13 protein-coding genes are annotated in these 23,768 nt (G+C 74.7%); 6 read left to right on the top strand and 7 right to left on the bottom strand.

The window, feature by feature from the left end; genetic code table 11:
* Window positions 1-113 precede the first annotated feature (113 nt).
* The 6 genes from dpgA to dpgD all read left to right on the top strand — a co-directional run bounded on the left by dpgA (window position 114) and on the right by dpgD (window position 7,217).
* Complete coding sequence (gene dpgA / locus ABZ449_RS32055) at window positions 114-1,244, top strand: 3,5-dihydroxyphenylacetyl-CoA synthase DpgA (RefSeq protein WP_360353174.1); 1,131 nt, start codon at window positions 114-116, stop codon at window positions 1,242-1,244.
* A 47-nt stretch (window positions 1,245-1,291) separates the two neighbouring features.
* Window positions 1,292-2,002, top strand: coding sequence for an enoyl-CoA-hydratase DpgB (gene dpgB, locus ABZ449_RS32050; RefSeq protein ID WP_360353172.1), 711 nt, complete (start codon window positions 1,292-1,294; stop codon window positions 2,000-2,002).
* A gap of 79 nt (window positions 2,003-2,081) precedes the next feature.
* The gene (gene dpgC, locus ABZ449_RS32045; RefSeq protein ID WP_360353170.1) at window positions 2,082-3,299 is read left to right on the top strand and encodes a (3,5-dihydroxyphenyl)acetyl-CoA 1,2-dioxygenase DpgC; all 1,218 of its coding nucleotides are present in this window, start codon (window positions 2,082-2,084) and stop codon (window positions 3,297-3,299) included.
* Window positions 3,299-4,963: a thiamine pyrophosphate-binding protein gene (locus tag ABZ449_RS32040; protein WP_360353168.1), complete on the top strand. Its 1,665-nt coding sequence runs from the start codon at window positions 3,299-3,301 to the stop codon at window positions 4,961-4,963. The genes dpgC and ABZ449_RS32040 overlap by 1 nt, the downstream gene beginning before the upstream one ends.
* Window positions 4,964-4,977: 14 nt before the next feature.
* Window positions 4,978-6,417, top strand: coding sequence for a benzaldehyde dehydrogenase (locus tag ABZ449_RS32035; protein WP_360353166.1), 1,440 nt, complete (start codon window positions 4,978-4,980; stop codon window positions 6,415-6,417).
* On the top strand, window positions 6,417-7,217 hold the full coding sequence (dpgD, locus tag ABZ449_RS32030) for an enoyl-CoA-hydratase DpgD (RefSeq protein WP_360353165.1): 801 nt from the start codon (window positions 6,417-6,419) through the stop codon (window positions 7,215-7,217). The genes ABZ449_RS32035 and dpgD overlap by 1 nt, the downstream gene beginning before the upstream one ends.
* 64 nt (window positions 7,218-7,281) lie before the next feature.
* On the opposite strand, the gene ABZ449_RS32025 is transcribed toward dpgD, so the two are convergent.
* From ABZ449_RS32025 to ABZ449_RS31995, 7 genes are all read right to left on the bottom strand, one after another.
* Window positions 7,282-8,241: a zinc-binding alcohol dehydrogenase family protein gene (locus ABZ449_RS32025; protein WP_360353163.1), complete on the bottom strand. Its 960-nt coding sequence runs from the start codon at window positions 8,239-8,241 to the stop codon at window positions 7,282-7,284.
* Between the two features lie 78 nt (window positions 8,242-8,319).
* Window positions 8,320-8,976, bottom strand: a complete 657-nt coding sequence (locus ABZ449_RS32020; RefSeq protein ID WP_360353161.1) for a CatB-related O-acetyltransferase — start codon at window positions 8,974-8,976, stop codon at window positions 8,320-8,322.
* 18 nt (window positions 8,977-8,994) lie between these two features.
* Window positions 8,995-10,500 carry a methyltransferase domain-containing protein gene (locus ABZ449_RS32015; RefSeq protein ID WP_360353160.1) on the bottom strand — a complete coding sequence of 502 codons (1,506 nt, stop codon included), beginning with the start codon at window positions 10,498-10,500 and terminating at the stop codon, window positions 8,995-8,997.
* A 94-nt stretch (window positions 10,501-10,594) separates the two neighbouring features.
* Window positions 10,595-11,590 (bottom strand): quinone oxidoreductase, encoded by a 996-nt coding sequence (locus ABZ449_RS32010; RefSeq protein WP_360353158.1) that lies wholly within the window; start codon window positions 11,588-11,590, stop codon window positions 10,595-10,597.
* Between the two features lie 105 nt (window positions 11,591-11,695).
* Window positions 11,696-12,901 carry an FAD-dependent monooxygenase gene (locus tag ABZ449_RS32005; protein WP_360353156.1) on the bottom strand — a complete coding sequence of 402 codons (1,206 nt, stop codon included), beginning with the start codon at window positions 12,899-12,901 and terminating at the stop codon, window positions 11,696-11,698.
* Between the two features lie 48 nt (window positions 12,902-12,949).
* Window positions 12,950-18,271, bottom strand: coding sequence for a type I polyketide synthase (locus tag ABZ449_RS32000; protein ID WP_360353154.1), 5,322 nt, complete (start codon window positions 18,269-18,271; stop codon window positions 12,950-12,952).
* Window positions 18,272-18,284: 13 nt separating this feature from the next.
* A complete protein-coding gene (locus ABZ449_RS31995; protein ID WP_360353152.1) occupies window positions 18,285-23,681 on the bottom strand; it encodes a type I polyketide synthase in 5,397 nt (1,798 codons plus the stop codon).
* Window positions 23,682-23,768: the final 87 nt, after the last annotated feature.

Here is a 23,768-nt window from a genome sequence, read left to right as displayed (position 1 = left end):
CCGCGCGGACAGGGGGCCCTAAGGGGCGGACCGGGGTGTTCGGGTCGGTCCGCCCCTGCTGGAATGCGTCTGTCAGTCGTCCATGGCCGGAATTTTCCAGAAAGGGGGGCGACATGGCGCTGACCTTGTCAGAGAAGGACGTGTCACCGCTCGCGGAACAGAACGGGACCCTGCCCAGGATCGTCGGGATCGCCACCGCGAATCCGCCGGATTCCTATGCGCAGAGCGACATTCTCGACATCTTCAAGATAACCGACCAGCGCATTCGATCGCTCTTCATGAACAGTGCGATCGAACGCCGGTTCCTCACCCTGCCGCCGGAGGGCCCGGACGGCGAACGGCGGATGGAGACCCAGGGCGAACTGCTCCGCAAGCACCGCGCGTCGACCGTCGCGATGGGGGCGCGGGCGGTGCGCGAGTGCGTGGCGAACACCGGTCTCGACCTCTCCGACATCGGCTACATCTGCTGCGTCACCACCACCGGCTTCCTCACCCCCGGGCTCTCCGCGCACCTGATCAAGGAACTGGGCCTCGACGTCCGCACCAGCCGGCTCGACGTGGTCGGCATGGGCTGCAACGCCGGACTCAACGGCCTGACCGCGGTGGCGGGTTGGGCGGCCGCCAACCCCGGGCGGCCGGCCCTGATGGTCTGCGTCGAGGCCTGCTCGGCGGCCTACGTCTTCGACGGCACCATGCGCACCGCGGTGGTCAACAGCCTGTTCGGCGACGGCGCCGCGGCGGTGATCCTGATGGCCGACCCGCAGGGCCTGCTGGACCTCCCGGACAGCGGCGTCCGCGCCGAGGGTCCGACCGTGGTCAAGTTCTCCAGCCGGATCATCCCGGAGGCCGTCGACGCGATGCGCTACGACTGGGACGACGACCAGGGCAAGTTCAGCTTCTTCCTCGACCGCGACGTGCCGTACGTGGTCGGCGCGCACGCCGAGCGCGTCGTCGACCGGCTGCTGGAGGACACCGGCCTGCGGCGCAGCGACATCGCCCACTGGATCGTCCACTCCGGGGGCAAGAAGGTCATCGACTCGGTCCAGATCAACCTCGGACTGACCCGGTACGACGTCCGGCACACCACCGGGGTGCTGCGGGACTACGGAAACCTCTCCAGCGGCTCGTTCCTGTTCTCCTACGAACGGCTGATGGCCGAGGGCCAGGTCCGGCCGGGCGACCACGGCGTCTTCATGACGATGGGCCCCGGATCGACGATCGAGACGGCTCTCGTCCGGTACTGACCGGAACGCACCAGACCCAGCCCGCACTTTCCGAAAGAGGAATTCCCATGTCCGTCAGCGAACTTCTCCCCGAACGTACCGAGTCGACCGGACGTCACCTCCTGATCGACTGCGCCGGGCCGCTGACCGAGCAGTCCATCGGCCAGCTCGTCGAGGTCTGCGACGAGCTGGAGGACGCCGACCGGGCGACCTTCGCCGTGCTGCACATCCAGGGGGTGGCAGACCTCGACGAGCAGGCCTGGCCCGGCGAGGTCGGCATCCACCTGGTCAACAAGTGGGAGCGCGCGCTGCGCCGCCTGGAGCGCTCCCCGGCCGCCGTCCTCGCGGTCGTGTCCGGCGAGTGCTCGGGCCCTGCACTGGACCTGCTGCTGGCCGCCGACCACCGGATCGCCACGGCGGACACCCGGCTGAGCCCGGCCGTCACCTCCGGCCGGCTCTGGCCGGGTATGGCCGTCCACCGCCTGGTCCAGCAGCTGGGCGTCGCCCGCGCCCGCCGCCTGGTGCTGTTCGGCGAGGAGGTCACCGCGGCGGAAGGGGCCGAGCTGGGCCTGTTCGACCGGGTCGTCACCGACCGCACGGAGATCGGCGCCGCCGTCGAGAACGTCACCGCACTGCTCGGCGGCCTGGTCGGCGGCGAGCTGGCGATCCGCCGCCGGCTGCTGCTGGACGCCGTCGCCACCGGTTTCGAGGAGTCGCTCGGCGCCCACCTGGCGGCCTGCGACCGGATGCTCCGCAACCAGTTCGCCGACCGCGCCTGACCCGTCCGGCTCCCGCTCCGCCCGGCGCCGGCCCCCGCACCACCGATCCGCACCCGAAACACCGAGGGAAGCAGCTGTCATGACCGTCCCAGTCTTCACCCTGGACACCGCCCGGAGCGTGGACACCTCCCCGGAGGCCAGGCTGTCCCGGCAGCGCTTCCTGCGGGAGCACGTCGGACAGGTGTACGGGGAGCTCACCGAGGAGCGCACCGTCCACCTGCGGCTGGACGAGCTGCTGCGCCGGGCCGGGGAACGCCACCCCGGCCTGGTGCCCGACGAGGCGCAGCTGGCCGCCGAGCACGGCCTGCGGCAGGCCGACAAGGAGGGCCTGGAGATCGACCAGGGCATCTTCCTGCAGGCCGTCCTCGCCGACCCCGACTGCGGGCGGCACCTGATCGACGCGATGCTGCGCCCCACCCCGCGCGCGCTGGAACTGCTTCCCGAGTTCAGCCGCACCGGCAGCCTCGACCTCGGCGTGGTCCGGATCGAGCGCCGCGGCGCCACCGCCCACCTGACCGTCCACAACGACCACTGCCTGAACGCCGAGACCAACGCCCATGTCGAGGACATGGAGACCGCGGTGGACCTCGCCCTGCTCGACCCGGCCACCGAGGTCGGCGTCCTGCGCGGCGGGGTGATGACCCACCCGCGCTACCGGGGCCGCCGGGTGTTCAGCGCCGGGATCAACCTCACCGAGCTGCACGAGGGCACCATCTCGTACGCCGACTTCCTGATGCGCCGCGAGATCGGCTACATCAGCAAGATCTACCGCGGCCTGCTGGTCGACGAGGACCGCGCGTGGCCGCAGCGCACCCTGGAGAAGCCCTGGGTGGCCGCCGTGGACACCTTCGCGATCGGCGGCGGCGCGCAGCTGCTGATGGTCTTCGACCACGTGATCGCCGCCGCCGACAGCTACTTCAGCCTGCCGGCCGCCCAGGAGGGCATCGTCCCCGGCCTCGGCAACCTGCGCCTCACCCGGCTCGCCGGCGGCCGGGTCTCCCGCCAGGTGATCCTCGGCGGACGCAAGATCCGGGCCGGCGAGCCCGCCGCCGCCGCGCTGTTCGACGAGGTGGTCGAGCCCCACGCGATGGACGCGGCCGTGGAGGCCGCCGCCGGCCGGCTGGCCAACCCGGCGGTGGTCGCCAACCGGCACATGCTCCACCACGCCGAGGAGCCCGTCGAGACCTTCCGTCACTACCTCGCCGAGTTCGCCCTCCAGCAGGCGCTGCGGCTGTACGGGCTGGACGTGATCGCCAAGGTCGGCGCCTCCTGGACCCGCCGCCCGAAGGACGCCTGATGCGCCCGGTCGAGGCGATGCTGGAGATCCTCCGGGCCGAGGGCGTCACCACCGTCTTCGGCAATCCCGGCACCAGCGAACTGCCCTTCACCGACGCGCTCGGCGCCGCCGGGGACATCGACTACGTGCTCGGCGCCCACGAGGGCTCGGTGGTGGCCATGGCGGACGGCTACGCCCGGGCCACCGGCCGCACCGCCTTCGTCAGCCTGCACATCGCGGCCGGCCTCGCCAACGGCCTGGTCGGGCTGCTCAACGCCAGCCGCTCGCGCACCCCGATGGTGGTCACCGCGGGCCAGCAGGACCGCCGCCACCTGGCCTGCGACCCGATGCTCTCGGGCGACCTGATCGGCCTGGCCGCCGCGGCGGTCAAGCAGACCTTCGACGTCCAGCACGCCCACGACCTGCCGCTGATGCTCACCCGGGCCTTCGCCGCGGCCCGCCGCGCCCCCGCCGGGCCGGTGTTCCTGTCCATCCCGATGGACCTGCTCACCGAGGACGTCCACGTCGAGGTGCCGGCCCGCTCCACCCTGGCCCCGCAGGGCCCGGCCACCGAACTCGCGGCCGCCGCCGAGCTGTTGGCCGCGGCCGAGCGGCCCGCCATCGTGGCCGGCGACGGGGTCGGCCGCGACGGGGCGGTGGCCGAACTGGTCGCGGTCGCCGAGGCGCTCGGCGCGGTGACGTACCACCAGCCGATGAACGACAACCTGGACTTCCCCACCTCGCACCCGCTGTACGGCGGCATGCTGGTCGCCACCCACACGGCGATCCGGGAGACCCTGGCGGAGCACGACACCGTCCTGATCGTCGGCACCCACGCCTTCATGGCCCACCACTACACCCCCGGCTCCCCGATCCCGGAGACCACCACCGTCCTCCAACTGGACGCCGACCCCGCCGAACTGGGCCGCAACTTCGGCGTCCGGCTGGGCCTGCACGGCGCGCTGCGCCCCTCCCTGGCCGCCCTCGCGACGGAACTCGCCGGACGCGTCCCGCAGGCCGCCGCCCGGACGGCCGCCGCCGGCCGGCGGGCCGAGGCCGCGTGGGCCGCCACCGAGGCCGCCGCGCTCGCCGCGTACGGCCCGGGCCCGCTCGACCCGCTGGCCGCCGCGCACGCCGTGGCCGCCGGACTGCCCGAGGACGCCGTGGTGGTCGAGGAGGCCATCACCACCGGCCTGCGGCTGCGCCAGGTGCTCCGCCAGGACCGCCCGGGCTCGTACGTGCACACCGTCGGCGGCGGCCTCGGCTCCGGCATCGGCGCCGCCGTCGGCCGCCGGATGGGCGACGACAGCCGCCCGGTGGTCGCCGTCCTCGGTGACGGCTGCGCCGTGTTCGGGCTCCAGGGCCTGTGGGCGGCCGGCCACTACGGCGTGCCGGTGACCTTCGTGGTGATGAACAACGGCGAGTACCGCACCCTCAAGGAGACCCTGGACAGCTGGGACAGCGGCTCCACCCGGCGCGGCCGCTACCTCGGCCTGGACCTGGCCTTCGGCCCGGACAGCGGCCGCCACCGGCTGGACTTCCGGGCCGCCGCCGAGTTCTTCGGCATCGACGCCGTCCGGGTCTCCCACCCCGACGAACTCACCGAGATCGTGGCCAAGTCGGCGTCCGCGACCCGGCCGCTCCTGGTCGACGTGCCCATCACCGGGCACACCCCGCACCGATGAGGGAGGTGGCCGCGATGAGCGGTCTCATTCAGCTGGACGCCGGGCCCGACCCGGCGCTGTCCGGCGGCGAGCTCCAGGTCCGGGAGCCCGCCACCGGACACCCGATCGCCGTGGTCGCCCTGGCCTCCGCCGCGGACGTGCACACCGCCGTGGCCGCCGCCGGGCGGGCCCAGCCCGGCTGGGCGGCGACCCCGCCGACCGAGCGCGCCGCCGTGCTGCGCCGCGCCGGCGCCGCACTGGAACGCCACCGCGCGGAGGTCGCCGACCTGCTGGTCCGCGAGGGCGGCGCGGTCCGCGGCAAGGCCGAGTTCGAGGTCGGCGCCGTCCTCGACGAGCTGTGGTCCGCCGCCGCGCTGCCCACCCGCCCGAACGGCCACCTGCTGGCCGCCGAGCCGGGCCGGGAGAGCATCGGCCGCCGGGTGCCGCTCGGGGTGGTCGGCGTGATCAGCCCGTGGAACGTCCCGCTGGTGCTGGCGATGCGCGCGGTCGCCCCCGCGCTGGCCCTCGGCAACGCCGTGGTGGTCAAGCCCGACGTGCACACCCCGGTCTCCGGCGGCCGGGTGATCGCCCGACTCTTCGAGGAGGCCGGCCTGCCCGCCGACGTGCTGCACGTCCTGCCCGGCGACGCCGAGGTGGGCGAGGCACTCGTCGGGCACCCCGACGTGCCGATGATCGCCTTCACCGGCTCCAGCGCGGTCGGGGCCCGGATCGGCGCGGTCGCCGGCGGCATGCTCAAGCGCGTCTCCCTCGAACTCGGCGGCAACAACGCCCTGATCGTCCTCGACGACGCCGACCTCGACGCCGCCGCCTCGGCCGGGGCCTGGGGATCCTTCTTCCACCAGGGCCAGATCTGCATGGCCGCCGGGCGCCACCTGGTGCACCGCGCGGTCGCCGACCGGTACCTGGAGCTGCTCGCCGACCGGGCCCGCCGACTGCGCGTCGGCGACCCCTTCCGCGAGGACGTCGACCTCGGTCCGGTCATCGGCGAGCGGCAGCTCGACCGGGTCGAACGGATCGTCCGCGAGTCGGTGGCGGCCGGTGCCGTGGTGCTGGCCGGCGGTGCCCGTCGCGGCCCCTGTTTCGAGCCGACCGTGCTGGCCGGCGTCACCGCCGACATGCCCGCCTTCACGGAGGAGGTCTTCGGCCCCGTCGCCCCGGTCACCGTGGTCGCCGACGACGACGAGGCCGTCGAACTGGCCAACCGGACCGCGTACGGGCTCACCGCCGCCGTCCAGACCGGCTCGGTGCGGCGCGGACGGGCGATCGCCGACCGGCTGCGCACCGGCATGGTCCACATCAACGACCAGACCATCAACGACGAGGCCCATGTGCCCCACGGCGGCCGCGGCGCCTCCGGCAACGGCAGCCGGCACGGCTCCGAGCACAGCTGGGACGAGTACACCCAGTGGCAGTGGCTGACCGTCCGCGAGACCCCGGCGAGGTACCCCTTCTGATGGCCGCAACGACGCGGGTGCGGTACGAGCGCAAGGGCCGGGTCGGGTACGTCACCCTCGACCGGCCCGAGGTCCTCAACGCGATGGACCTGCGGATGCACGAGGAACTGCGCGGGATCTGGGACGAGATCGAGGCCGACGACGAGGTCTGGGTGGTGGTGCTGGCCGGAGCCGGGGAGCGGGCCTTCTCGGTCGGCCAGGACCTCAAGGAACTGGCCGAGCGGGTCAGGGCCGGCACCTCCACCTCCACCTTCGGCAGCCGGGGCAGGCCCGGCTTCCCCCGGCTCACCGAGCGGTTCGCCTTCGCCAAACCGGTGGTGGCCCGGGTCCAGGGCTTCGCCATGGGCGGAGGCTTCGAGCTGGCGCTGGCCTGCGACGTCATCGTCGCCGCCGAGGACGCCGTCTTCGCGCTGCCCGAGGCGAAGCTCGGCCTGATCGCCGGCGCCGGCGGGGTCTTCCGGCTGGCCCAGCAACTGCCCTACCGGGCAGCGCTGGGCCACCTGATGACGGGCCGCCCGCTGACCGCCCGGCGCGCCCTGGAGTACGGGCTGGTCAACGACGTGGTGCCGGCCGCGGAACTGGACGCCTGCGTGGACGGCTGGGTGCGCGACATCCTGCGCTGCGCCCCGCTGTCCGTCCGCGCGGTCAAGGAGGCGGCGGCCGCGGCCCTCACCACGCCGCTGGAGCGGTCCTTCGCGACCCGCCACGTCTGGGAGGAGCGCCGGATGCACAGCCGGGACGCCGAGGAGGGCCCGCTGGCCTTCGTGGAGAAGCGCGAACCGGAGTGGACCGGCACCTGACGCGACGACGAGGAGGCCGCCACCGGGGAACCGGTGGCGGCCTCCTGTCGTACCGCGGCGGCGACTACGGGACGATGACCAGGCGCTTGTGCCGGGTGTCCTCGGCCTGCCAGGCCTGCTCGATCCCGGACAGCGGCACGGCCTGGGTGTCGATCCGGATCTCACCGGCGACGGCGGCCGCCATCAGGCGGTCGAACATGTCCAGGAAGGCCTGCGGAGGCGGGAAGCCGCCGCCCACGATGGTCAGGCCCGCGCTGCGGACGGTGCCGGCCGACAGCTCGATGGTGGCGCCCGCCGACTCGCCGATCTGCACCAGCCGCGGGCCGGAGCTCTTCAGGTGGAAGTCCTTGCGGGTCATCGCGGTCAGCAGGGCCTCGGTCGGCTTGCCCCACAGGTAGTCCAGGATCACGTCGTACCCGGTGTCGCCGGCCGCGGCGGCGAACGACTCGGCGATCTCCTCCTGGGTGCCGTTCAGCGACACGGTGGCGTCCGCGCCGTACCCGCCCAGGGTGTCCAGGACCTCCTGGTCACGGCCGGCGGCGACGACGCGTCCGGCGCCCAGGTGCTTGGCGATCTGGACGGCGAGCTTGCCGGCGGCGCCGGTGGCGCCCAGCACCAGGACGGTCTCGCCCGGCTGCAGCTTGGCGCCGTGCTCCAGCGGGATCCACGAGGAGAGCGCCGGGTTGGGCAGCGCGGCGGCGGTGAGGTCGTCCACGCCGTCCGGCACCGGCCAGGCGAACGGGGCGCGGGCGACGGTCAGTTCGGCCATCGAGCCGTACGGCTTGCGCGGCCCGCCGAAGAACACCCGGCTGCCGTCCTCCAGCCGGCCGACACCGTCCAGGCCGACCACCGCGGGCAGGCTGTCGGAGCTGGCGAAGTGGCCGCCGCCGGCCACCGCCTTGGTGGAGGGGTTGAGCGCGGCGGCCAGGACCCGGACGAGCACCTCGCCCTCGCCCGCGACCGGCTCGGGGAACCGCTCGCAACGGGGCGGCCGGCCGAGCGTGTGGAGGACTGCGGCGTCCATGGTGCTACTCCATTCACAGGTGATCGGGGTACGGGCCCGGTCCCCGGCCGCGGACGGCCGGGGACCGGGTGGAAGGGATCAGTCGGTCAGTCCGGCTTCCCTGGCGACGAGTTCGAGCTCGGCCGGGGAACCGGTGAAGATGGTGCGGACGTGCTCGGTGACGGCCTCGACCGGCCAGTCCCACCAGGCGATCCGGGCCAGCCGGTCGATGTCGGCGTCCTCGAAGCGCTTCTTGATCAGCTTGCCGGGGTTGCCGCCGACCACGCCGTAGGCCGGCACGTCGGAGGTGACCACGGCCCGGGTGCCGATGATCGCGCCGTCGCCGATCGTCACACCCGGCATGATCACGGCCTCCCGGCCGATCCACACGTCGTTGCCGATGACGGTGTCGCCGCGGCTGGCGATGCCGGCCAGGGTGTCCACGGTCCGCGCGGTCCAGTCCCCGCCGAACATGAAGAACGGGTAGGTCGTGGAGCCGATCATCGGGTGGTTGGCGGCCGGCATGATGAACTGGGTGCCGGTGCCGATGGCGCAGTACTTGCCGATGACCAGCCTTTCCGGACCGAAGTTGTACAGGACGTTCCGGGTCTCGAAGGCCGCCGGGTCGTCGATGTCGGCGTAGTAGGTGAATTCCCCCACCTCGATCAGCGGCGAGCTGATCAGGTTCTTCAGGAACACCACCTTGTTGTCCATTCCCGGAAGGAACGTCTGGGAAGGGTCGGGGCTGACGGACATGGCTCTCCTCGGGCGGAACTATTCCTTGACGGCGGTGACGAACAGGAAATTGCCGGGGCCGGACAGATCGCGCACGGTCATTCCGGCGTCGGCCAGCCAGCCGGTGAGCTGCTCCGGGTCGAAGGAGCCGCGGTGCGCCTGGCGCTCCAGCTTGCGCTGGAAGTGGCGGTAGAGCGGGTCGGCCGCCTGGCGGAAGGTCAGCACGGTGAAGGTGCCGCCCGGGCGCAGGCAGCGGCCGACCTCGCGGATCGCCTGCTCGGGGTCGGGGATGGCCTGCAGGGCGTTCCAGCAGTTGACCCCGCCCAGCGAGGCGTCTCCGAACGGCAGCTCCAGGGCGCTGCCGCGGACGGTGAGGACCCGGTCCAGCTTGGCCCGGAGCTGGGCCAGCATCTCGGCGGAGAGGTCCAGGGCGATCACCCGCTCCTCGCCGAGCGAACGGGCGAGCACCCCGGTCCAGCGGCCGGCGCCGGCCGCCAGGTCGAGCACCGGCCCCTCGGTGGGCCGCACGTGCCGGGCGAGGTAGGCGTCCTCGTCGTCGAGCGACACCCAGCCGCCCCAGTTGGCGCCCATGATCCGGACGAACCCGGCCCGCAGGCCGCGCTCGTAGCGTCCGGCCAGCAGCGGGTCGCTCGGGCCGGACGGCTCGTCGTGGAAGTCCAGCAGCCCGTCCACCAGCGGGAACGCGGCCGAGCAGTCGGCACAGACGGCGGCCTCGGCGTCGGCGGTCAGCGGCCGCAGGCAGCGCGGGCAGCGGAAGGCCTCGGCGTGGCCCCGGAAGACGTCCGCGGCCGGGGCGGCCCCGGCGGTCCGCTCCTCCGCGGGGGCGGGCGCCACGAACGGGGAGACCGTGGCGCCGTGCTCGACGGCCCAGACCGCCTTGGCGCCGGAGTAGGCCAGCAGCGCCCGGGTCTCGGTCGCCCACAGCTCGGCGGCGCGTCCGGCGGGCAGGCCGAGCCACTGGTCGAGCGCGGGGTTGGCGGCCCGTTCCTCGTCGGTGAGGCCCCAGACGGCGGGGGAGGGGAAGACCCGGCCGAGGTTCCACCGGGTGGCGTCGTCCGCGCCCTCGTACGGCTGGAGGCAGCGGGCCAGCCGGGACAGGTCGTCCTGGTCCGCCCCGGTGCCGGAGGCGGCGGCGAGGATCCGCGCGCCGTCCTCGGGGAAGTGGCCGAGCAGGAAGAGCAGGGCGGCGCTGCGGCCGGCGTCCGTCCGGTCGTCCCGCAGCAGCGGGAGGTACCGGTCCAGGCCGGCGCGGACGGCCTCGCGGGCCGGGAGCCCGCCGTCCGGGCCGGCCGCCTCGGCCAGCAGCCCGAGCAGGAGGGCGAGCCGGGCCTGCCCGGCGGGCGGGACGGTGCCCAGGGCGTCCAGCAGGGCCGGAATTCCGGAGAGCGCGCCCGGAACCAGGGAACCGTCCTCCCAGAATTCCGTGACGAGCCGGCGGAAAACGCCGTCGAGTTCGGCGGGAATGGAGCCGGTGAATTCGTCGATCGTGGCGTGCGCGACCGAAATCGCGCTCGTTTCACTCATGGTGCGGAGCCTACCCGTCCCGGTCTGCGAGGCAGATCCGAATGTGGTGCGAACTGGGGTGTTCTGAGGGTGGTTCAGGGGCTGTAGGGGTGCCCTACGGAATGAGCAGGACGCGGCCGCTGGTGCGGCGCTCCTCGACGGCGGCGTGCGCCTCGGCGGCCTGGCCGAGCGGGAAGCGCGAGTCGATCCGGACGGCCAGCTTCCCCTCGCGCATCCACTGGAAGCAGCGCTCCAGGAAGTCCAGCGGCGGCCAGGACTCGTCGAAGAAGTGCGGCAGGCAGAAGCGGGTGACGTACAGCGAGCCCTTGTCGTTCAGCGTCATCAGGTCCATCGGCGGGACGAACCCGCTCGCCTGGCCGAAGTTGACCAGGTAGCCGCGCGGGGCCAGGCTGTCGAGGTTGGCCTCGAAGGTGTCCTTGCCGACCGCGTCGTAGACCACCCGGACACCCTCGCCGCCGGTGATCCGCTTGACCTCGGCGGCCTGGTCCGCCGTGGTGCCGGAGACGATCACCGCCTCGGCGCCGGCCTCCTTCGCGACCACGGCCTTCTCCTCGGCGGAGACCACGCCGATGACCCGCGCACCGCGCATCCGGGCGAACTGGGTGATCAGCGTGCCCACCCCGCCGGCCGCCGACTGCACCAGGGCCCAGTCGCCCTCGGCCAGCGGGTACGCCTCGTGGGTCAGCTTGTACGCGAGCAGGCCCTGCACCGGCAGGCCGGCCGCCTCGCCGAGGTCGATGTCGTCCGGCACCGGGATCAGCTGGGCGGCGGGGGCGATGACGTGGCTCGCGTACGAGCCGGCCGCCAGGGCCCACGCGACCCGGTCGCCGACCCGCACGCCGGTGACGTCCGGGCCGAGCGCCTCGACGTAGCCGGAGCCCTGGTAGCCGGGCTCCAGCGGGAGCGCCGCGTCGGCCCGGTAGTAGTCGCGCTTGGCGAGGTCGCCGCGCCGGTTGAGGATGTCGAAGAAGGTGACGGCCGCGGCGTGGGTGCGCAGCAGCACCTCGCCCGGGCCGGGCTCGGGCAGTTCGAGGTCCTCCAGCTCCAGCACCTCGGGGCCGCCGTAGGCGTGCTGACGGATGATCTTCATACGGGTGTCACTCTCTCTGGGAACTCTGCGGGAACGGCCGGCGCGGGCCGGGGCGGTGTGGACCGAAGCGGTGCGGGCCGGGGCGGTGGGGGAACGGGCGGCCGGTCAGCGGGGCTTGGCGTTGAGGTAGGTGCTGAACGCCTTGATCTGGAAGCGCTGGAAGCCGGTGAAGGAGATGCCGTCCTTGGAGCGCGAGAAGAGCCCGGGCACCGACTGGCCCTGCTTCCCGGTCGCCGCGGCGTAGTGGTAGAGCATCTTGACCCGGCGCCGGCGGATCTTCTCGTAGCGGCGCAGCAGTTCGGCGGGCGAGCCCTTTCCGGACAGCGCCCGGCCGATCACCCAGGCGTCCTCCAGCGCCTGGTTGGCGCCCATGCCGGTGCGCGGCGGAACGGCGTGCACCGCGTCGCCGACCATCGTCACCGGTCCGCGCCCCCACTGCTTGGGGACCTCGTGCAGGATGTGCGGGAAGACCTGGACGTCCTCGTCGCTGATCGACTCCAGCAGCTCGGGCAGCGGGGAGGCGAAGTCGGCGAACCTGGCCCGCAGGTTGGCCACCGCGGACTGCGGCTTGCCGTCGGCGCCGATCGGGCCGGTCCCGTCGGGGGAGCCGGGCGCGCCGGGCGGGACGGCGTCGCCGTCCGTCCACGGCGTCTCGAAGGCCCAGTAGAGCATGGACTCGCCGAGCGGGTGCATCACGCACAGCCCGTGCTCGCCGGCCATGGTCTGCACCCGGTTGCTGTTGGTCAGCTCCACCGGCAGCGGGGTGGTGCCGTGCCAGGTGGCCCAGCCGGTGTGCTCGGCGGGCGAGAAGCCGAAGAGGTGCTTGCGGACGAAGGAGCGGTGGCCGTCCGCGCCGATCAGCACGTCGGCCTCGATCCGCCGGCCGTCCTCGAAGGTGATCGCGACCGGTCCGTCGGTGCCCGGTGCGGGCTCCTCGATGACGGTGGCGCGGGCGCCGAACCGCAGCACGCCCGGCGGCAGCGCCGCGGCCAGCACCTCCACCAGCTCGCTGCGGCGGATCACCTTGTTCGGCGAGCCGAAGTCGCGCGCGATCCGGTCGAGGTCGACCCGGACCAGCGGCTGACCGGTCTCCGAGGTGATGTCCACCCGGTCCAGCCGGTGGCCGAGGTCCGTGTGGTCGATGCCCAGCTCCTCCAGGATGCCCGTGGCGTTCGGCCAGAGGATCACCCCGTAGCCGCCCTTGCGGAGCTCGTCCGCCTGCTCGTAGAGCTCGACCTGGTGGCCGGCCCGGGTGAGCGCCAGGGCGGAGGCGACGCCGCCGAGTCCGGCACCGATGATGACGATCTTCATGGAACTGTCTCCTGGGGAGGTTCGAACGGTGGATCAGCGGCCGGTGGATCAGTGGCCGGTGGCGGGCAGCGGCCCGACGGCGTCGGCCAGCCACGCCAGCACGGTCCGTGCGGTGGTCCCGGAGTGGTCCTCCAGGACCGAGAAGTGGTCGCCGGGGGTGTCCAGGGCGGTGTGCGGAAGCGTCCAGACGGCCTGCCAGCCGGCCGACTCCCGGATCTCCTCGGTCCACGGGTCGGCCGCCCGCACCAGCAGGGTCGGGGCGTCGATCCGCTCCGGGCGCCAGCCGGCGAAGATCCGGTGGTACGCGCCCATCGCGGCCAGCCGGGTGTCGTCGCTGAGCGCGAAGGCGGCCTCGCGGTCCTTCATCGCGGCGGACATCGAGGGCTCCAGCAGCGGGAGTTGGTCGTAGTCGGGGTCGTAGCTGTCGATCAGGGCCACCCCGGCCGGGGCCGCCCCGAGCCGCTCCAGCCGGGCGGCCACCGCGTGGGCGATCCAGCCGCCGGCCGAGCGGCCCACCAGGACGAAGGGCCGGTCGGCGGTGTGCCGGAGCACCGACCCGGCGTGCAGGCCGGCCAGCGCGTCGAGATCGGCGGGCGGCAGCTCGCCGGACAGGAAGCCCGGCTGCGGCAGCACCAGGACCTCGCGGCGGCCGCGGCAGGCGGCGGCGAACCGGGCGTACTCGTGCGGGCCGGAGACCGGACCGAAGGAGGGCAGGCAGACCAGCACCGGGCCGTCCGGGCTCTGCGCGAGCCGGACGGGCTCGGGGGCCGGGGTGCCGTCGGCGGCCCGGAAGGCGGGCCGGCAGCCGGCGGCGGCCTTGAGCAGGTCCAGCGCGGCCATCGAGGAACCCCGCTCGCAGGCCTGCCAGTAGAGCGTGGCCAGCGGGCCGGCCGGCTCGGCGCCTGGCGCGGCGGCTCCCGCCCGGCCGGGCGATCCGGCCGATCCGTCCGGGTGTTCGTCGAGGTGCTCGTCGAGCCGCTCGGCGAGGCGCTGGTCGAGGCGCTGGTCGAGGCGTTCGCGCAGGTGGGTGGCGAGCCGGGCCGGCGCGGGCTGGTCGTAGATCAGGCTGGTGGCCAGCCGGAGCCCGGTGGCGGCGCCCAGCCGGTTGCGCAGCGCCAGCGCCGTCAGCGAGTCGAAGCCGAGTTCGAGGAACCGCCGCCCCGGATCGACGTCCTGGGGGCCGGTGTGGCCGAGCACCCCGGCCACCTCGCCGCGCACCAGGTCGAGCAGGATCCGCTCCCGCTCCACCTCCCCGGCGCCCGCCAGCCGCCCGGTCAGCCGCTCGGCGGGGGACGGGCCGGAGGACTCCTCGGGGAACTCCCCGGCCGGTTCCGGGCGCCGGGCGGCGGCGGCCGCCAGCTCGCGCAGCAGCGCGGGCAGCGGGCCGGGAGCGGCGCGGCGGCGGAGGGCGGGAAGGTCCAGGCGGGCGGTCACCAGGGTGGCGTCACCGGCCGCCAGCGCGGCGTCGAACAGGGCCAGGCCCTCGGCGGAGGAGAGCGGGGCGATCCCGCCGCCGACCATCCTGGCCAGCTCCGCCTCGCCCAGGTGGCCGGTCATGCCGCTGCGCTGCTCCCACAGGCCCCAGGCGAGCGACTGCGCGGGCAGGCCCTGGGCGCGCCGGCGCTCGGCGAGCGCGTCGAGGAAGGCGTTGGCCGCGCCGTAGCCGGTCTGGCCCGCGCTGCCGAGGGTGGCGGCGGCGGAGGAGAACAGGACGAAGGCGGCGAGGTCGTGGCCGGCCGTCAGCTCGTGCAGGTGGACGGCGGCGTCGACCTTGGGGCGGAGCACCGTGTCCACCCGCTCGGGGGTGAGCGAGTCCAGGATCCCGTCGTCGAGGACGCCGGCGGTGTGGACGACGGCGGTGAGCGGGTGGTCGGCGGGGATGTCGGCGAGGGTGGTGGCGAGTGCGGTGCGGTCGGCGGCGTCGCAGGCGGCGACGGTGACGGTGGCGCCGAGGGCGGTGAGTTCGGCGGTGAGGTCGTCCGCGCCCTCGGCCAGGGGGCCGCTGCGGCTGGTGAGCAGCAGGTGGCGCACGCCGTGTTCGGTGACGAGGTGGCGGGCGAGCAGGGAGCCGAGGGTGCCGGTGCCGCCGGTGATCAGCACGGTGCCGGCCGGGTCGAGCGGACGGCCCGGCTCCACGGGCACGGGCAGCAGGCGGGCCGCGTGGGTGACGCCCTCGCGGATCACCAGCTGGGGCTCGTCGCCGGCCAGGGCGGCGGGGACCGCGGCGGCGGAGTCGTCGGAGTCGTCGGAGTCGTCGAGGTCGAGCAGGACGAACTGGCCCGGGTACTCGGCCTGGGCGGAGCGCACCAGGCCCCACACGGGGGCCAGGACGAGGTCGTCGAGGCCGGGGCCGGCGGCGCGGCGGGTGACCAGGACGAGGCGGGAGTCGGCGAGACGGGGCTCGGCGAGCCAGGCGCGCAGCAGGTCGAGGGTGCCGTTGACGGCGGCGCGGACGGCCGTCGGCAGGTCGGCGCCCGGGGCGGCCGGGGCGGACAGGTGGTGGAGGACGGTGGCGGGGACGGTCTCGGCGTCGGCGAGGGCGGCCGGATCGGCGTAGCGGACCGACCCGTCGGAGGAGGCGGGGCCGGCGCCGAGGACGGCGATCGGGCCGTCCGGGCGGCCGCCGGCGGGGGAGACGGGCCGCCAGACGGTCCGGAACAGGGCGCCGTCCGACGCGTCCTTGCGGGGCCCCTCCAGCCAGTAGCGGCTGCGCTGGAAGGGGTAGGTGGGCAGGTCGATCCGGCGGCCGCCGGCGAAGGCGGGGGTGAGATCGACCCGCACGCCCCGGACGTGCAGTTGGGCGGCGGAGGCGAGGAAGGCGCCGCGGCCGCCGTGGTCGCGGCGCAGGGTGCCGCAGGTGACGGTGGGGGCGGCCGCCTCGTCGAGGGTCTCCTGGAGTCCGGGGAGGAGGACGGGGTGGGGGCTGACCTCGACGAAGGTGGTGAAGCCCTCGGTGAGCAGGGTGCGTACGGCCGTCTCCAGCTGCACCGGGTGGCGCAGGTTGCGGTACCAGTACGCGGCGTCCAGGGCGGTGGTGTCCAGCCAGGCGCTGTCGACGGTGGAGTGGAAGGGGATGTCGGCGGTGCGCGGGCTGACGGGGGCGAGCAGGGTGAGCAGTTCGTCCTGGATGCGTTCGACGTGGGCGGAGTGCGAGGCGTAGTCGACGGGGACGCGGCGGGCGCGGATGCCGTCGGCGGTGAACTTCTCGACGAGTTCGTCGAGGGCGTCGGCGTCGCCGGCCACGACGACGGAGGTGGGGCCGTTGACGGCGGCGACGGAGATCCGGTCGTGCCACGGGGTGAGGTCGATCCGGTGAGCGGGGAGGGCGAGGGAGACCATGCCGCCGTGGCCGGCGATGGTGGTGATGGCCTGGGAGCGCAGGGCGACGATGCGCGCGCCGTCGTGGAGGGTGAGGGCGCCGGCGACGGTGGCGGCGGCGATCTCGCCCTGGGAGTGGCCGATGACGGCGTCGGGGTGGACGCCGTGGGCCTGCCAGAGGGCGGCGAGGGAGACCATGACGGCCCACAGGGCGGGCTGGACGACGTCGACGCGGTCGTAGCCGGGGGCACCGTCGGTGCCGCGCAGCACGTCCAGGAGGTTCCAGTCGGTGAACTCGGCGAGCGCCTGGGCGCATTCGACGATCCGCTCGGCGAACGCCGGTTCGGTGTCGAGGAGTTCGACGGCCATGCCCGCCCACTGGGAGCCCTGGCCGGGGAAGACGAACACGGTCTTGCCGGTCACGTCGGCCGTCCCGGTCATCACGGTGGTCGGGTTCTGCCCGGCGGCGTAGGCGGCGAGCGCGGCGCGGTCGGCGTCGACCGCCACCGCGCGGTGGGTGAAGGCGGAGCGGCCGGTGGCCAGCGAGTGGGCGACGTCGACGGGCGCGAGCGAGGGGTGGTCGTCCAGGTGCTCGGCCAGCCGCCCGGCCTGGGCCCGTACGGCGGCCTCCGTGCGGCCGGACAGCAGCCACGGGGCGTCGGCGCCGGACGGCTCGGCCTCCCGGTCGGCGGGCTGTTCCTCGGGGGCCTGTTCGAGGATGACGTGGGCGTTGGTGCCGCTGATGCCGAAGGAGGAGACGCCGGCCCGGCGCGGGCGGCCGGTCTCGGGCCATTCCCTTTCCTCGGTGAGCAGTTCGACCGATCCGGCCGTCCAGTCCACGTGCGGGGTGGGCTCGTCCACGTGCAGGGTGCGGGGCAGCAGGCCGTGCCGCATGGCCAGCACCGTCTTGATCACGCCGGCCACGCCGGCCGCGCTCTGGGTGTGGCCGATGTTGGACTTCACCGAGCCGAGCAGCAGCGGGAGTTCACGCTCCTGGCCGTAGGTGGCGAGCAGCGCCTGGGCCTCGATCGGGTCGCCGAGGGTGGTCCCCGTCCCGTGGGCCTCGACGGCGTCGACCTCGGCGGCGGTGAGACCGGCGGAGAGCAGGGCCTGGCGGATGACGCGTTCCTGGGCCGGGCCGTTGGGGGCGGTCAGGCCGTTGGAGGCGCCGTCCTGGTTGACGGCGCTGCCGCGCAGCACCGCGAGCACCGGGTGCCCGTTGCGGCGGGCGTCGGAGAGCCGCTCCAGGACCAGCATGCCGACGCCCTCGGAGAATCCGGTGCCGTCCGCCGCGCCCGCGAAGGCCTTGCAACGGCCGTCCGCCGCCAGGCCCTTCTGCCGGGTGAACTCCACGAACAGGCCGGGCGTGGACATCACCGCGACGCCGCCCGCCAGGGCCAGGTCACAGCCCCGGCGGCGCAGCTCCTGGATCGCCAGGTGGATCGTCACCAGGGAGGAGGAGCAGGCCGTGTCCACGGTGACGGCCGGGCCCTCCAGGCCCATCGCGTAGGAGACGCGGCCGGTGGCCACGCTGCCGGCGCTGCCGTTGCCCAGGTAGGCGGCGACCTCCTCGGGCACCTCGTCCAGCCGGACGGCGTAGTCGTGGTACATCACGCCGGCGAACACACCGGTCCGGCTGCCGCGCAGGGTGAGCGGGTCGATGCCGGCCCGCTCGACGGCCTCCCAGGAGGCCTCCAGCAGCAGCCGCTGCTGGGGGTCCATGGCGAGGGCCTCGCGCGGGCCGATGCCGAAGAAGCCCGGGTCGAACTCGGCCGCGTCGTAGAGGAATCCGCCCCGGGCGGTGGCGCTCTCCGTGCCGAGGTCCCAGCCGCGGTCGGCGGGGAACGGGCCGATCCCGTCGCCGCCCTCGGCGAGCAGCCGCCAGAAGTCCTCGGGCGTGCGCACCCCGCCGGGCAGCCGGCAGGCCATGCCGGTGACGGCGATCGGCTCCTCGGCGATCGCGGTCAGCCGCTCGTTCTGCTTCCTGAGCCGCTCGTTGTCCTTGATCGAGGCGCGCAGCGCTTCGACGATCCGCTCCGGGGGCGTAGTCATGGTGTCCTCTTCCTCAGATGCCTGCGGGGTCCACCGAGGTGCCCAGCGCCAGTTCGACCAGGTCGGTGATGTCCATGCCGTCGATCTCGGCCGCCCGGGCCTGTTCGGCGGCGGCCTCCTCCTCGGCGGCCTCGTCGGCGGCCTCCGCTTCGGGCAGCAGCAGTGCCCGCATCCGCTCGGCCAGCGCGTCGGCGGTCGGGTAGTCGAAGACCGCGGTCGCGGGCAGGCGCAGCCCGGAGGCCTGGTAGAGCCGGTTGCGCAGCTCGACGGCGGTCACCGAGTCGAACCCGAGCTTGCTGAACGGGAGTTCCGGATCGACCCGCTCGCCCGAGGAGTGTCCGAGCACCCCGGCGATCTGCGCCCGGACCAGGTCGAGCACGGTCCGGCGGCGGTCGGCCTCGGAGAGCGCGGCCAGCCGCTCGGTCAGCTTGCCGCCGTCGCTCCCGGTACGGGACCGGGCGGCGCGCCGGGCGGCCGGCCGGACCAGGGCGCGCAGCAGGTGCGGCACCGGGGCCTGCCCGCGCAGCACCGTGAGGTCGAGCCCGGCCGGCACCACCAGCGGGGCGGGGACGGTCAGCGCGTCGTCGAACAGGGCGAGCCCGTCCCGCTCGGAGAGCGGCAGCATGCCGCCCCGGCTCATCCGCTCCAGCTCGGCCTCGCCCAGGTGGCCGGTCATGCCGCTGGGCTGCGCCCACAGGCCCCAGGCGAGCGACTGGGCGGGCAGCCCGGCCGCCCGGCGGTGGGCCGCGAGCGAGTCCAGGTAGGCGTTGGCGGCGGCGTAGTTGCCCTGGCCGGGGCTGCTGAAGGTGGCGGCGGCGGAGGAGAACAGGACGAAGGCGGCGAGGTCGTGGCCGGCCGTCAGCTCGTGGAGGTGCGCGGCGGCGTCGAGCTTGGGCCGCAGCACCCGGGCGAGCGCCTCGGGGGTGAGGGTCTCGATCACGGCGTCGTCGAGCACACCGGTCGCGTGCACCACGGCGGTGAGCGGGTGCTCGGTGGGGATGCCGGCGAGGGTGGTGGCGAGTGCGGTGCGGTCGGCGGCGTCGCAGGCGGCGACGGTGACGGTGGCGCCGAGGGCGGTGAGTTCGGCGGTGAGGTCGGTGGCGCCGGTGGCGTGGGGGCCGGTGCGGCTGGTGAGCAGCAGGTGGCGCACGCCGTGTTCGGCGACGAGGTGGCGGGCGAGCAGGGAGCCGAGGGTGCCGGTGCCGCCGGTGATCAGCACGGTGCCCGCCGGGTCGAGCGGACGGGCGGCCTCGGCCGGGGCGGCCCGGACCAGCCGGGGGGCGAGCAACGCGCCGTCACGAAGTGCGAGTCGGGGCTCACCGCAGGCCATCGCGGCGGGCAGGACGACGGCGGCTTCGCCGGCGCCGTCGGTGCTGCCGTCGAGGTCGAGCAGGACGAACCGGTCGGGGTGCTCGGCCTGCGCGGAGCGGAGCAGGCCCCACAGCGGAGCGTGGACCAGGGCGGGCACCCGGTCGCCGGGGGCGGCGGCGACCGCGCCCGCGGTCAGCACGGCCAGCCTGGTGCCTGCGAACCGTTCGTCGGCGAGGAACTCCTGGAGCAGGCCGAGGACTTCACCGGTCACCCGGTGGGCTTCCGCCGGTGACCCGTCGCCGGCCGGCGGCGCGGGCAGGAGCAGGACGTCCGGCGCGGCGGCGGCCCCGGCGAGCGAGTCCAGGCGGTCGAGCCCGTCCAGGGCGTCGAGCCGGAGTCCGGGCAGGGCCCGGGCGTCGCCGAGCACCGCCCAGCGCGTGGCCCGCTCGCCGTCGGCCGGCGCGATCCGGGCCCACTCGACCCGGAAGAGCGCGTCCCGCTGCCCGCGCCGGGCGGCCCGCAGCTGCCCGGCGGAGATCGTGCGGACAGCCAGCGAGGCCACCGAGGCGACCGGAGCGCCGGTCTCGTCGAACAGGTCCAGCGCCACCGAGTCCGGCCCGGTGGGGGAGACCGTCACCCGCAGCGCCTTGGCGCCGGTGCCGTGCAGCCGGACGCCGCTCCAGGCGAACGGCAGACCGGTGCCCTCGGCCGCGCCCTCCCGGCGGGCCAGGCCCATGCCGTGCAGCGCGGCGTCCATCAGCGCGGGGTGCAGGCCGAACCGGTCCGCGTCGGCGTGCGCCTGCCGCGGCAGCCGGACCTCGGCGTGCACCTCCCCGCCGAGCCGCCAGGCCCGGGTCAGGCCCCGGAACACCGGGCCGTAGCCGTAGCCGGCCTGCTCCAGTCGCTCGTAGAAGCCGTCCAGCTCCACCGCGGCGGCACCGGCCGGCGGCCAGCTGCCCTGCTCCGCGGGCGGCTGCGCGTCGTCGGCGGCGAGCAGGCCGCCCGCGTGCCGGGTCCACGGCTCGCCGTGCGGGGCGTCCTGGGGTCGGCCGTAGACGGCCACCGGCCGCAGGCCGGAGTCGTCGGCCGCGCCGACCACCGTCTGCAGGACGACGGCGCCGCGCTCCGGCAGGATCAGCGGGGCCTCGATGGTCAGGTCCTCGACCAGGCCGCAGTCGACCTCGTCACCGGCGCGGACGGCCAGTTCCACGAAGGCCGTACCGGGCAGCAGGACGGTGCCGGAGACGGCGTGGTCGGCCAGCCACGGGTGGCTGCGCAGCGACAGCAGGCCGGTGAGCACCACCCCGTCGCCCTCGGCCAGCGGCAGGGCCGCGCCGAGCAGCGGGTGCGCGGTGGCGCCGAGGCCGGCCGCGGTGACGTCCCCGGTGCCGGAGGACGGTTCCAGCCAGTAGCGCTCGTGCTGGAACGGGTAGGTGGGCAGGTCGACCCGGCGTGCGCCGGCCATCCGGCCGGAGAGGTCCACCGCGACGCCGCGCACCCAGAGTTCGGCGGCGGAGGTCAGGAAGCGGGCGAGCCCGCCCTGCTCGCGGCGCAGGGTGCCGCAGGTGACGGTGGGGGCGGGCGACTCGTCGAGGGTCTCCTGGAGTCCGGGGAGGAGGACGGGGTGGGGGCTGACCTCGACGAAGGTGGTGAAGCCCTCGGTGAGCAGGGCGTGTACGGCCGTCTCCAGCTGCACCGGGTGGCGCAGGTTGCGGTACCAGTACGCGGCGTCGAAGGCGGCGGTGTCGGTCCAGCGGCTGTCCAGGGTGGACCAGAACGGGATCCGCGGGGGCAGCGGCCGCAGGCCGGCCAGGGCGGTGAGCAGTTCGTCCTGGATGCGTTCGACGTGGGCGGAGTGCGAGGCGTAGTCGACGGGGACGCGGCGGGCGCGGATGCCGTCGGCGGTGAACTTCTCGACGAGTTCGTCGAGTGCGTCGGCGTCGCCGGCCACGACGACGGAGGTGGGGCCGTTGACGGCGGCGATGGAGATCCGGTCGTGCCACGGGGTGAGGTCGATCCGGTGAGCGGGGAGGGCGACGGAGACCATGCCGCCGTGGCCGGCGATGGTGGTGATGGCCTGGGAGCGCAGGGCGACGACGCGGGCGCCGTCGTGGAGGGTGAGGGCGCCGGCGACGGTGGCGGCGGCGATCTCGCCCTGGGAGTGGCCGATGACGGCGTCGGGGTGGACGCCGTGGGCCTGCCAGAGGGCGGCGAGGGAGACCATGACGGCCCACAGGGCGGGCTGGACGACGTCGACGCGGTCGTAGCCGGGGGCGCCGTCGGTGCCGCGCAGCACGTCCAGGAGGTTCCAGTCGGTGAACTCGGCGAGCGCCTGGGCGCATTCGACGATCCGCTCGGCGAACGCCGGTTCGGTGTCGAGGAGTTCGACGGCCATGCCCGCCCACTGGGAGCCCTGCCCGGGGAAGACGAACACCGTCTTGCCGGTCACGTCGGCCGCTCCGGCGGCGAAGTCGCCGAGGGCGTCTTGGAGTTCGGCGCCGGTGGCACCGACCACCGCCGCGCGGTGGACGAAGTCGGAGCGGGAGGAGGCCAGTGAGTGCGCGAGGTCGGCGGGGGCGGGTGCCGGCGCGGCGGCGAGCAGTTCGCGAAGCCGCGCGGCCTGGTCCCGCAGCGCGGCCGGGCTCTTGGCGGAGAACAGCAGCGGAACCGGGCCGGCCGGCGGGGCCTCGACCGGCGGGGCCGCGGGCGCCGGGGCCTCGGCCGGCGGGGCCTGCTCCAGCACGAGGTGGGCGTTGGTGCCGCTGACGCCGAAGGAGGAGACGCCGGCCCGGCGCGGGCGGCCGGTCTCGGGCCATTCCCGTTCCTCGGTGAGCAGTTCGACCGATCCGGCCGTCCAGTCCACGTGCGGGGTGGGCTCGTCCACGTGCAGGGTGCGGGGCAGCAGCCCGTGCCGCATGGCCAGCACCGTCTTGATCACGCCGGCCACGCCCGCGGCGCACTGGGTGTGGCCGATGTTGGACTTCACCGAGCCCAGCAGCAGCGGGAGTTCGCGGTCCTGGCCGTAGGTGGCGAGCAGCGCCTGGGCCTCGATCGGGTCGCCGAGGGTGGTGCCGGTGCCGTGCGCCTCCACCATGTCCACCTCGGCCGCCGTCAGCCGGGCGTCGGCCAGCGCGTGCCGGATCACCCGCTGCTGGGAGGGGCCGTTGGGGGCGGTCAGGCCGTTGCTGGCGCCGTCCTGGTTGACGGCGCTGCCGCGGATCACGCCGAGCACCCGGTGGCCGTTGCGCTGTGCGTCGGAGAGCCGCTCCAGCAGGAGCATGCCGACGCCCTCGCTCCACGCGGTTCCGTCGGCGGCGCCCGCGAAGGCCTTGCACCGGCCGTCCGGCGCCAGTCCCTTCTGCTGGCTGAACAGCACGAACATGCCGGGGTTGGACATCACCGTCACGCCGCCGGCCAGCGCGGTCGTGCACTCGCCCTGGCGCAGCGACCGGGCGGCCCAGTGCAGCGCGACCAGCGAGGAGGAGCAGGCGGTGTCCACCGAGACGGCCGGGCCCTCCAGGCCCATGTGGTAGGCGATCCGGCCGGAGGTGACGCTGGAGGTGGTGCCGGTGCCCAGGTACAGGTCCACGCCCTCCGGGACGTCCGAACCGGTGCCGTACAGCTGCGAGGTGGTGCCGACGAAGACGCCCGTCCGGCCGCCGGCCAGCGACTGGGGGTCGATGCCCGCGCGTTCCACGGCCTCCCAGGAGGTCTCCAGCAGCAGCCGCTGCTGCGGGTCCATCGCCAGCGCCTCGTTCGGGCTGATGCCGAAGAAGCCCGCGTCGAAGCCGGCCGCGCCGTCCAGGAAGCCGCCGTGGCGGGTGTAGCTGGTGCCCGCGGCGCCCGGGTCGGGGTCGTACACCGAGTCGAGGTCCCAGCCGCGGTCGGTCGGGAACTCCGAGATCGCGTCGGTCCCGTCGACCAGGATCCGCCACAGCCCCTCGGGGCTGCGCACGCCGCCGGGGAAGCGGCAGGCCATGCCGATGATCGCGATCGGCTCGTGGCGCTCGTCCTCGATCTCCTTGAGCCGCCGGTGGGCCTTCCGGGTGTCGGCCACCGCCCGCTTGAGGTACTCGCGAAGCTGGTCTTCGTTGGCCATCTCAGATCACTTCCTGCTACGGGTGGTGGCTGCCGGGGCGGTCCGGCTCCGGCGCGGGGCGCGGCCGCGCCGGGGGAGCCGCCGGTC

This window comes from Kitasatospora sp. NPDC005856 (assembly GCF_040629945.1).
Classification (GTDB): Bacteria; Actinomycetota; Actinomycetes; order Streptomycetales; family Streptomycetaceae; genus Kitasatospora.
Note: the sequence above shows the minus strand (reverse complement) of the source record. Positions and strands in the feature narration are given on the sequence as shown.

Excerpts from the sequence above, each read along its gene's own strand:
- ABZ449_RS32025 (WP_360353163.1), bottom strand. The coding sequence starts at position 8,241 with ATGGACGCCGCAGTCCTCCACACGCTCGGCCGGCCGCCCCGTTGCGAG.
- ABZ449_RS32020 (WP_360353161.1), bottom strand. The coding sequence starts at position 8,976 with ATGTCCGTCAGCCCCGACCCTTCCCAGACGTTCCTTCCGGGAATGGAC.
- dpgA (WP_360353174.1), top strand. The coding sequence starts at position 114 with ATGGCGCTGACCTTGTCAGAGAAGGACGTGTCACCGCTCGCGGAACAG.
- ABZ449_RS32040 (WP_360353168.1), top strand. The coding sequence starts at position 3,299 with ATGCGCCCGGTCGAGGCGATGCTGGAGATCCTCCGGGCCGAGGGCGTC.
- ABZ449_RS32015 (WP_360353160.1), bottom strand. The coding sequence starts at position 10,500 with ATGAGTGAAACGAGCGCGATTTCGGTCGCGCACGCCACGATCGACGAA.
- dpgC (WP_360353170.1), top strand. The coding sequence starts at position 2,082 with ATGACCGTCCCAGTCTTCACCCTGGACACCGCCCGGAGCGTGGACACC.
- dpgB (WP_360353172.1), top strand. The coding sequence starts at position 1,292 with ATGTCCGTCAGCGAACTTCTCCCCGAACGTACCGAGTCGACCGGACGT.
- ABZ449_RS32010 (WP_360353158.1), bottom strand. The coding sequence starts at position 11,590 with ATGAAGATCATCCGTCAGCACGCCTACGGCGGCCCCGAGGTGCTGGAG.
- ABZ449_RS32000 (WP_360353154.1), bottom strand. The coding sequence starts at position 18,271 with ATGACTACGCCCCCGGAGCGGATCGTCGAAGCGCTGCGCGCCTCGATC.
- ABZ449_RS32035 (WP_360353166.1), top strand. The coding sequence starts at position 4,978 with ATGAGCGGTCTCATTCAGCTGGACGCCGGGCCCGACCCGGCGCTGTCC.
- dpgD (WP_360353165.1), top strand. The coding sequence starts at position 6,417 with ATGGCCGCAACGACGCGGGTGCGGTACGAGCGCAAGGGCCGGGTCGGG.
- ABZ449_RS31995 (WP_360353152.1), bottom strand. The coding sequence starts at position 23,681 with ATGGCCAACGAAGACCAGCTTCGCGAGTACCTCAAGCGGGCGGTGGCC.
- ABZ449_RS32005 (WP_360353156.1), bottom strand. The coding sequence starts at position 12,901 with ATGAAGATCGTCATCATCGGTGCCGGACTCGGCGGCGTCGCCTCCGCC.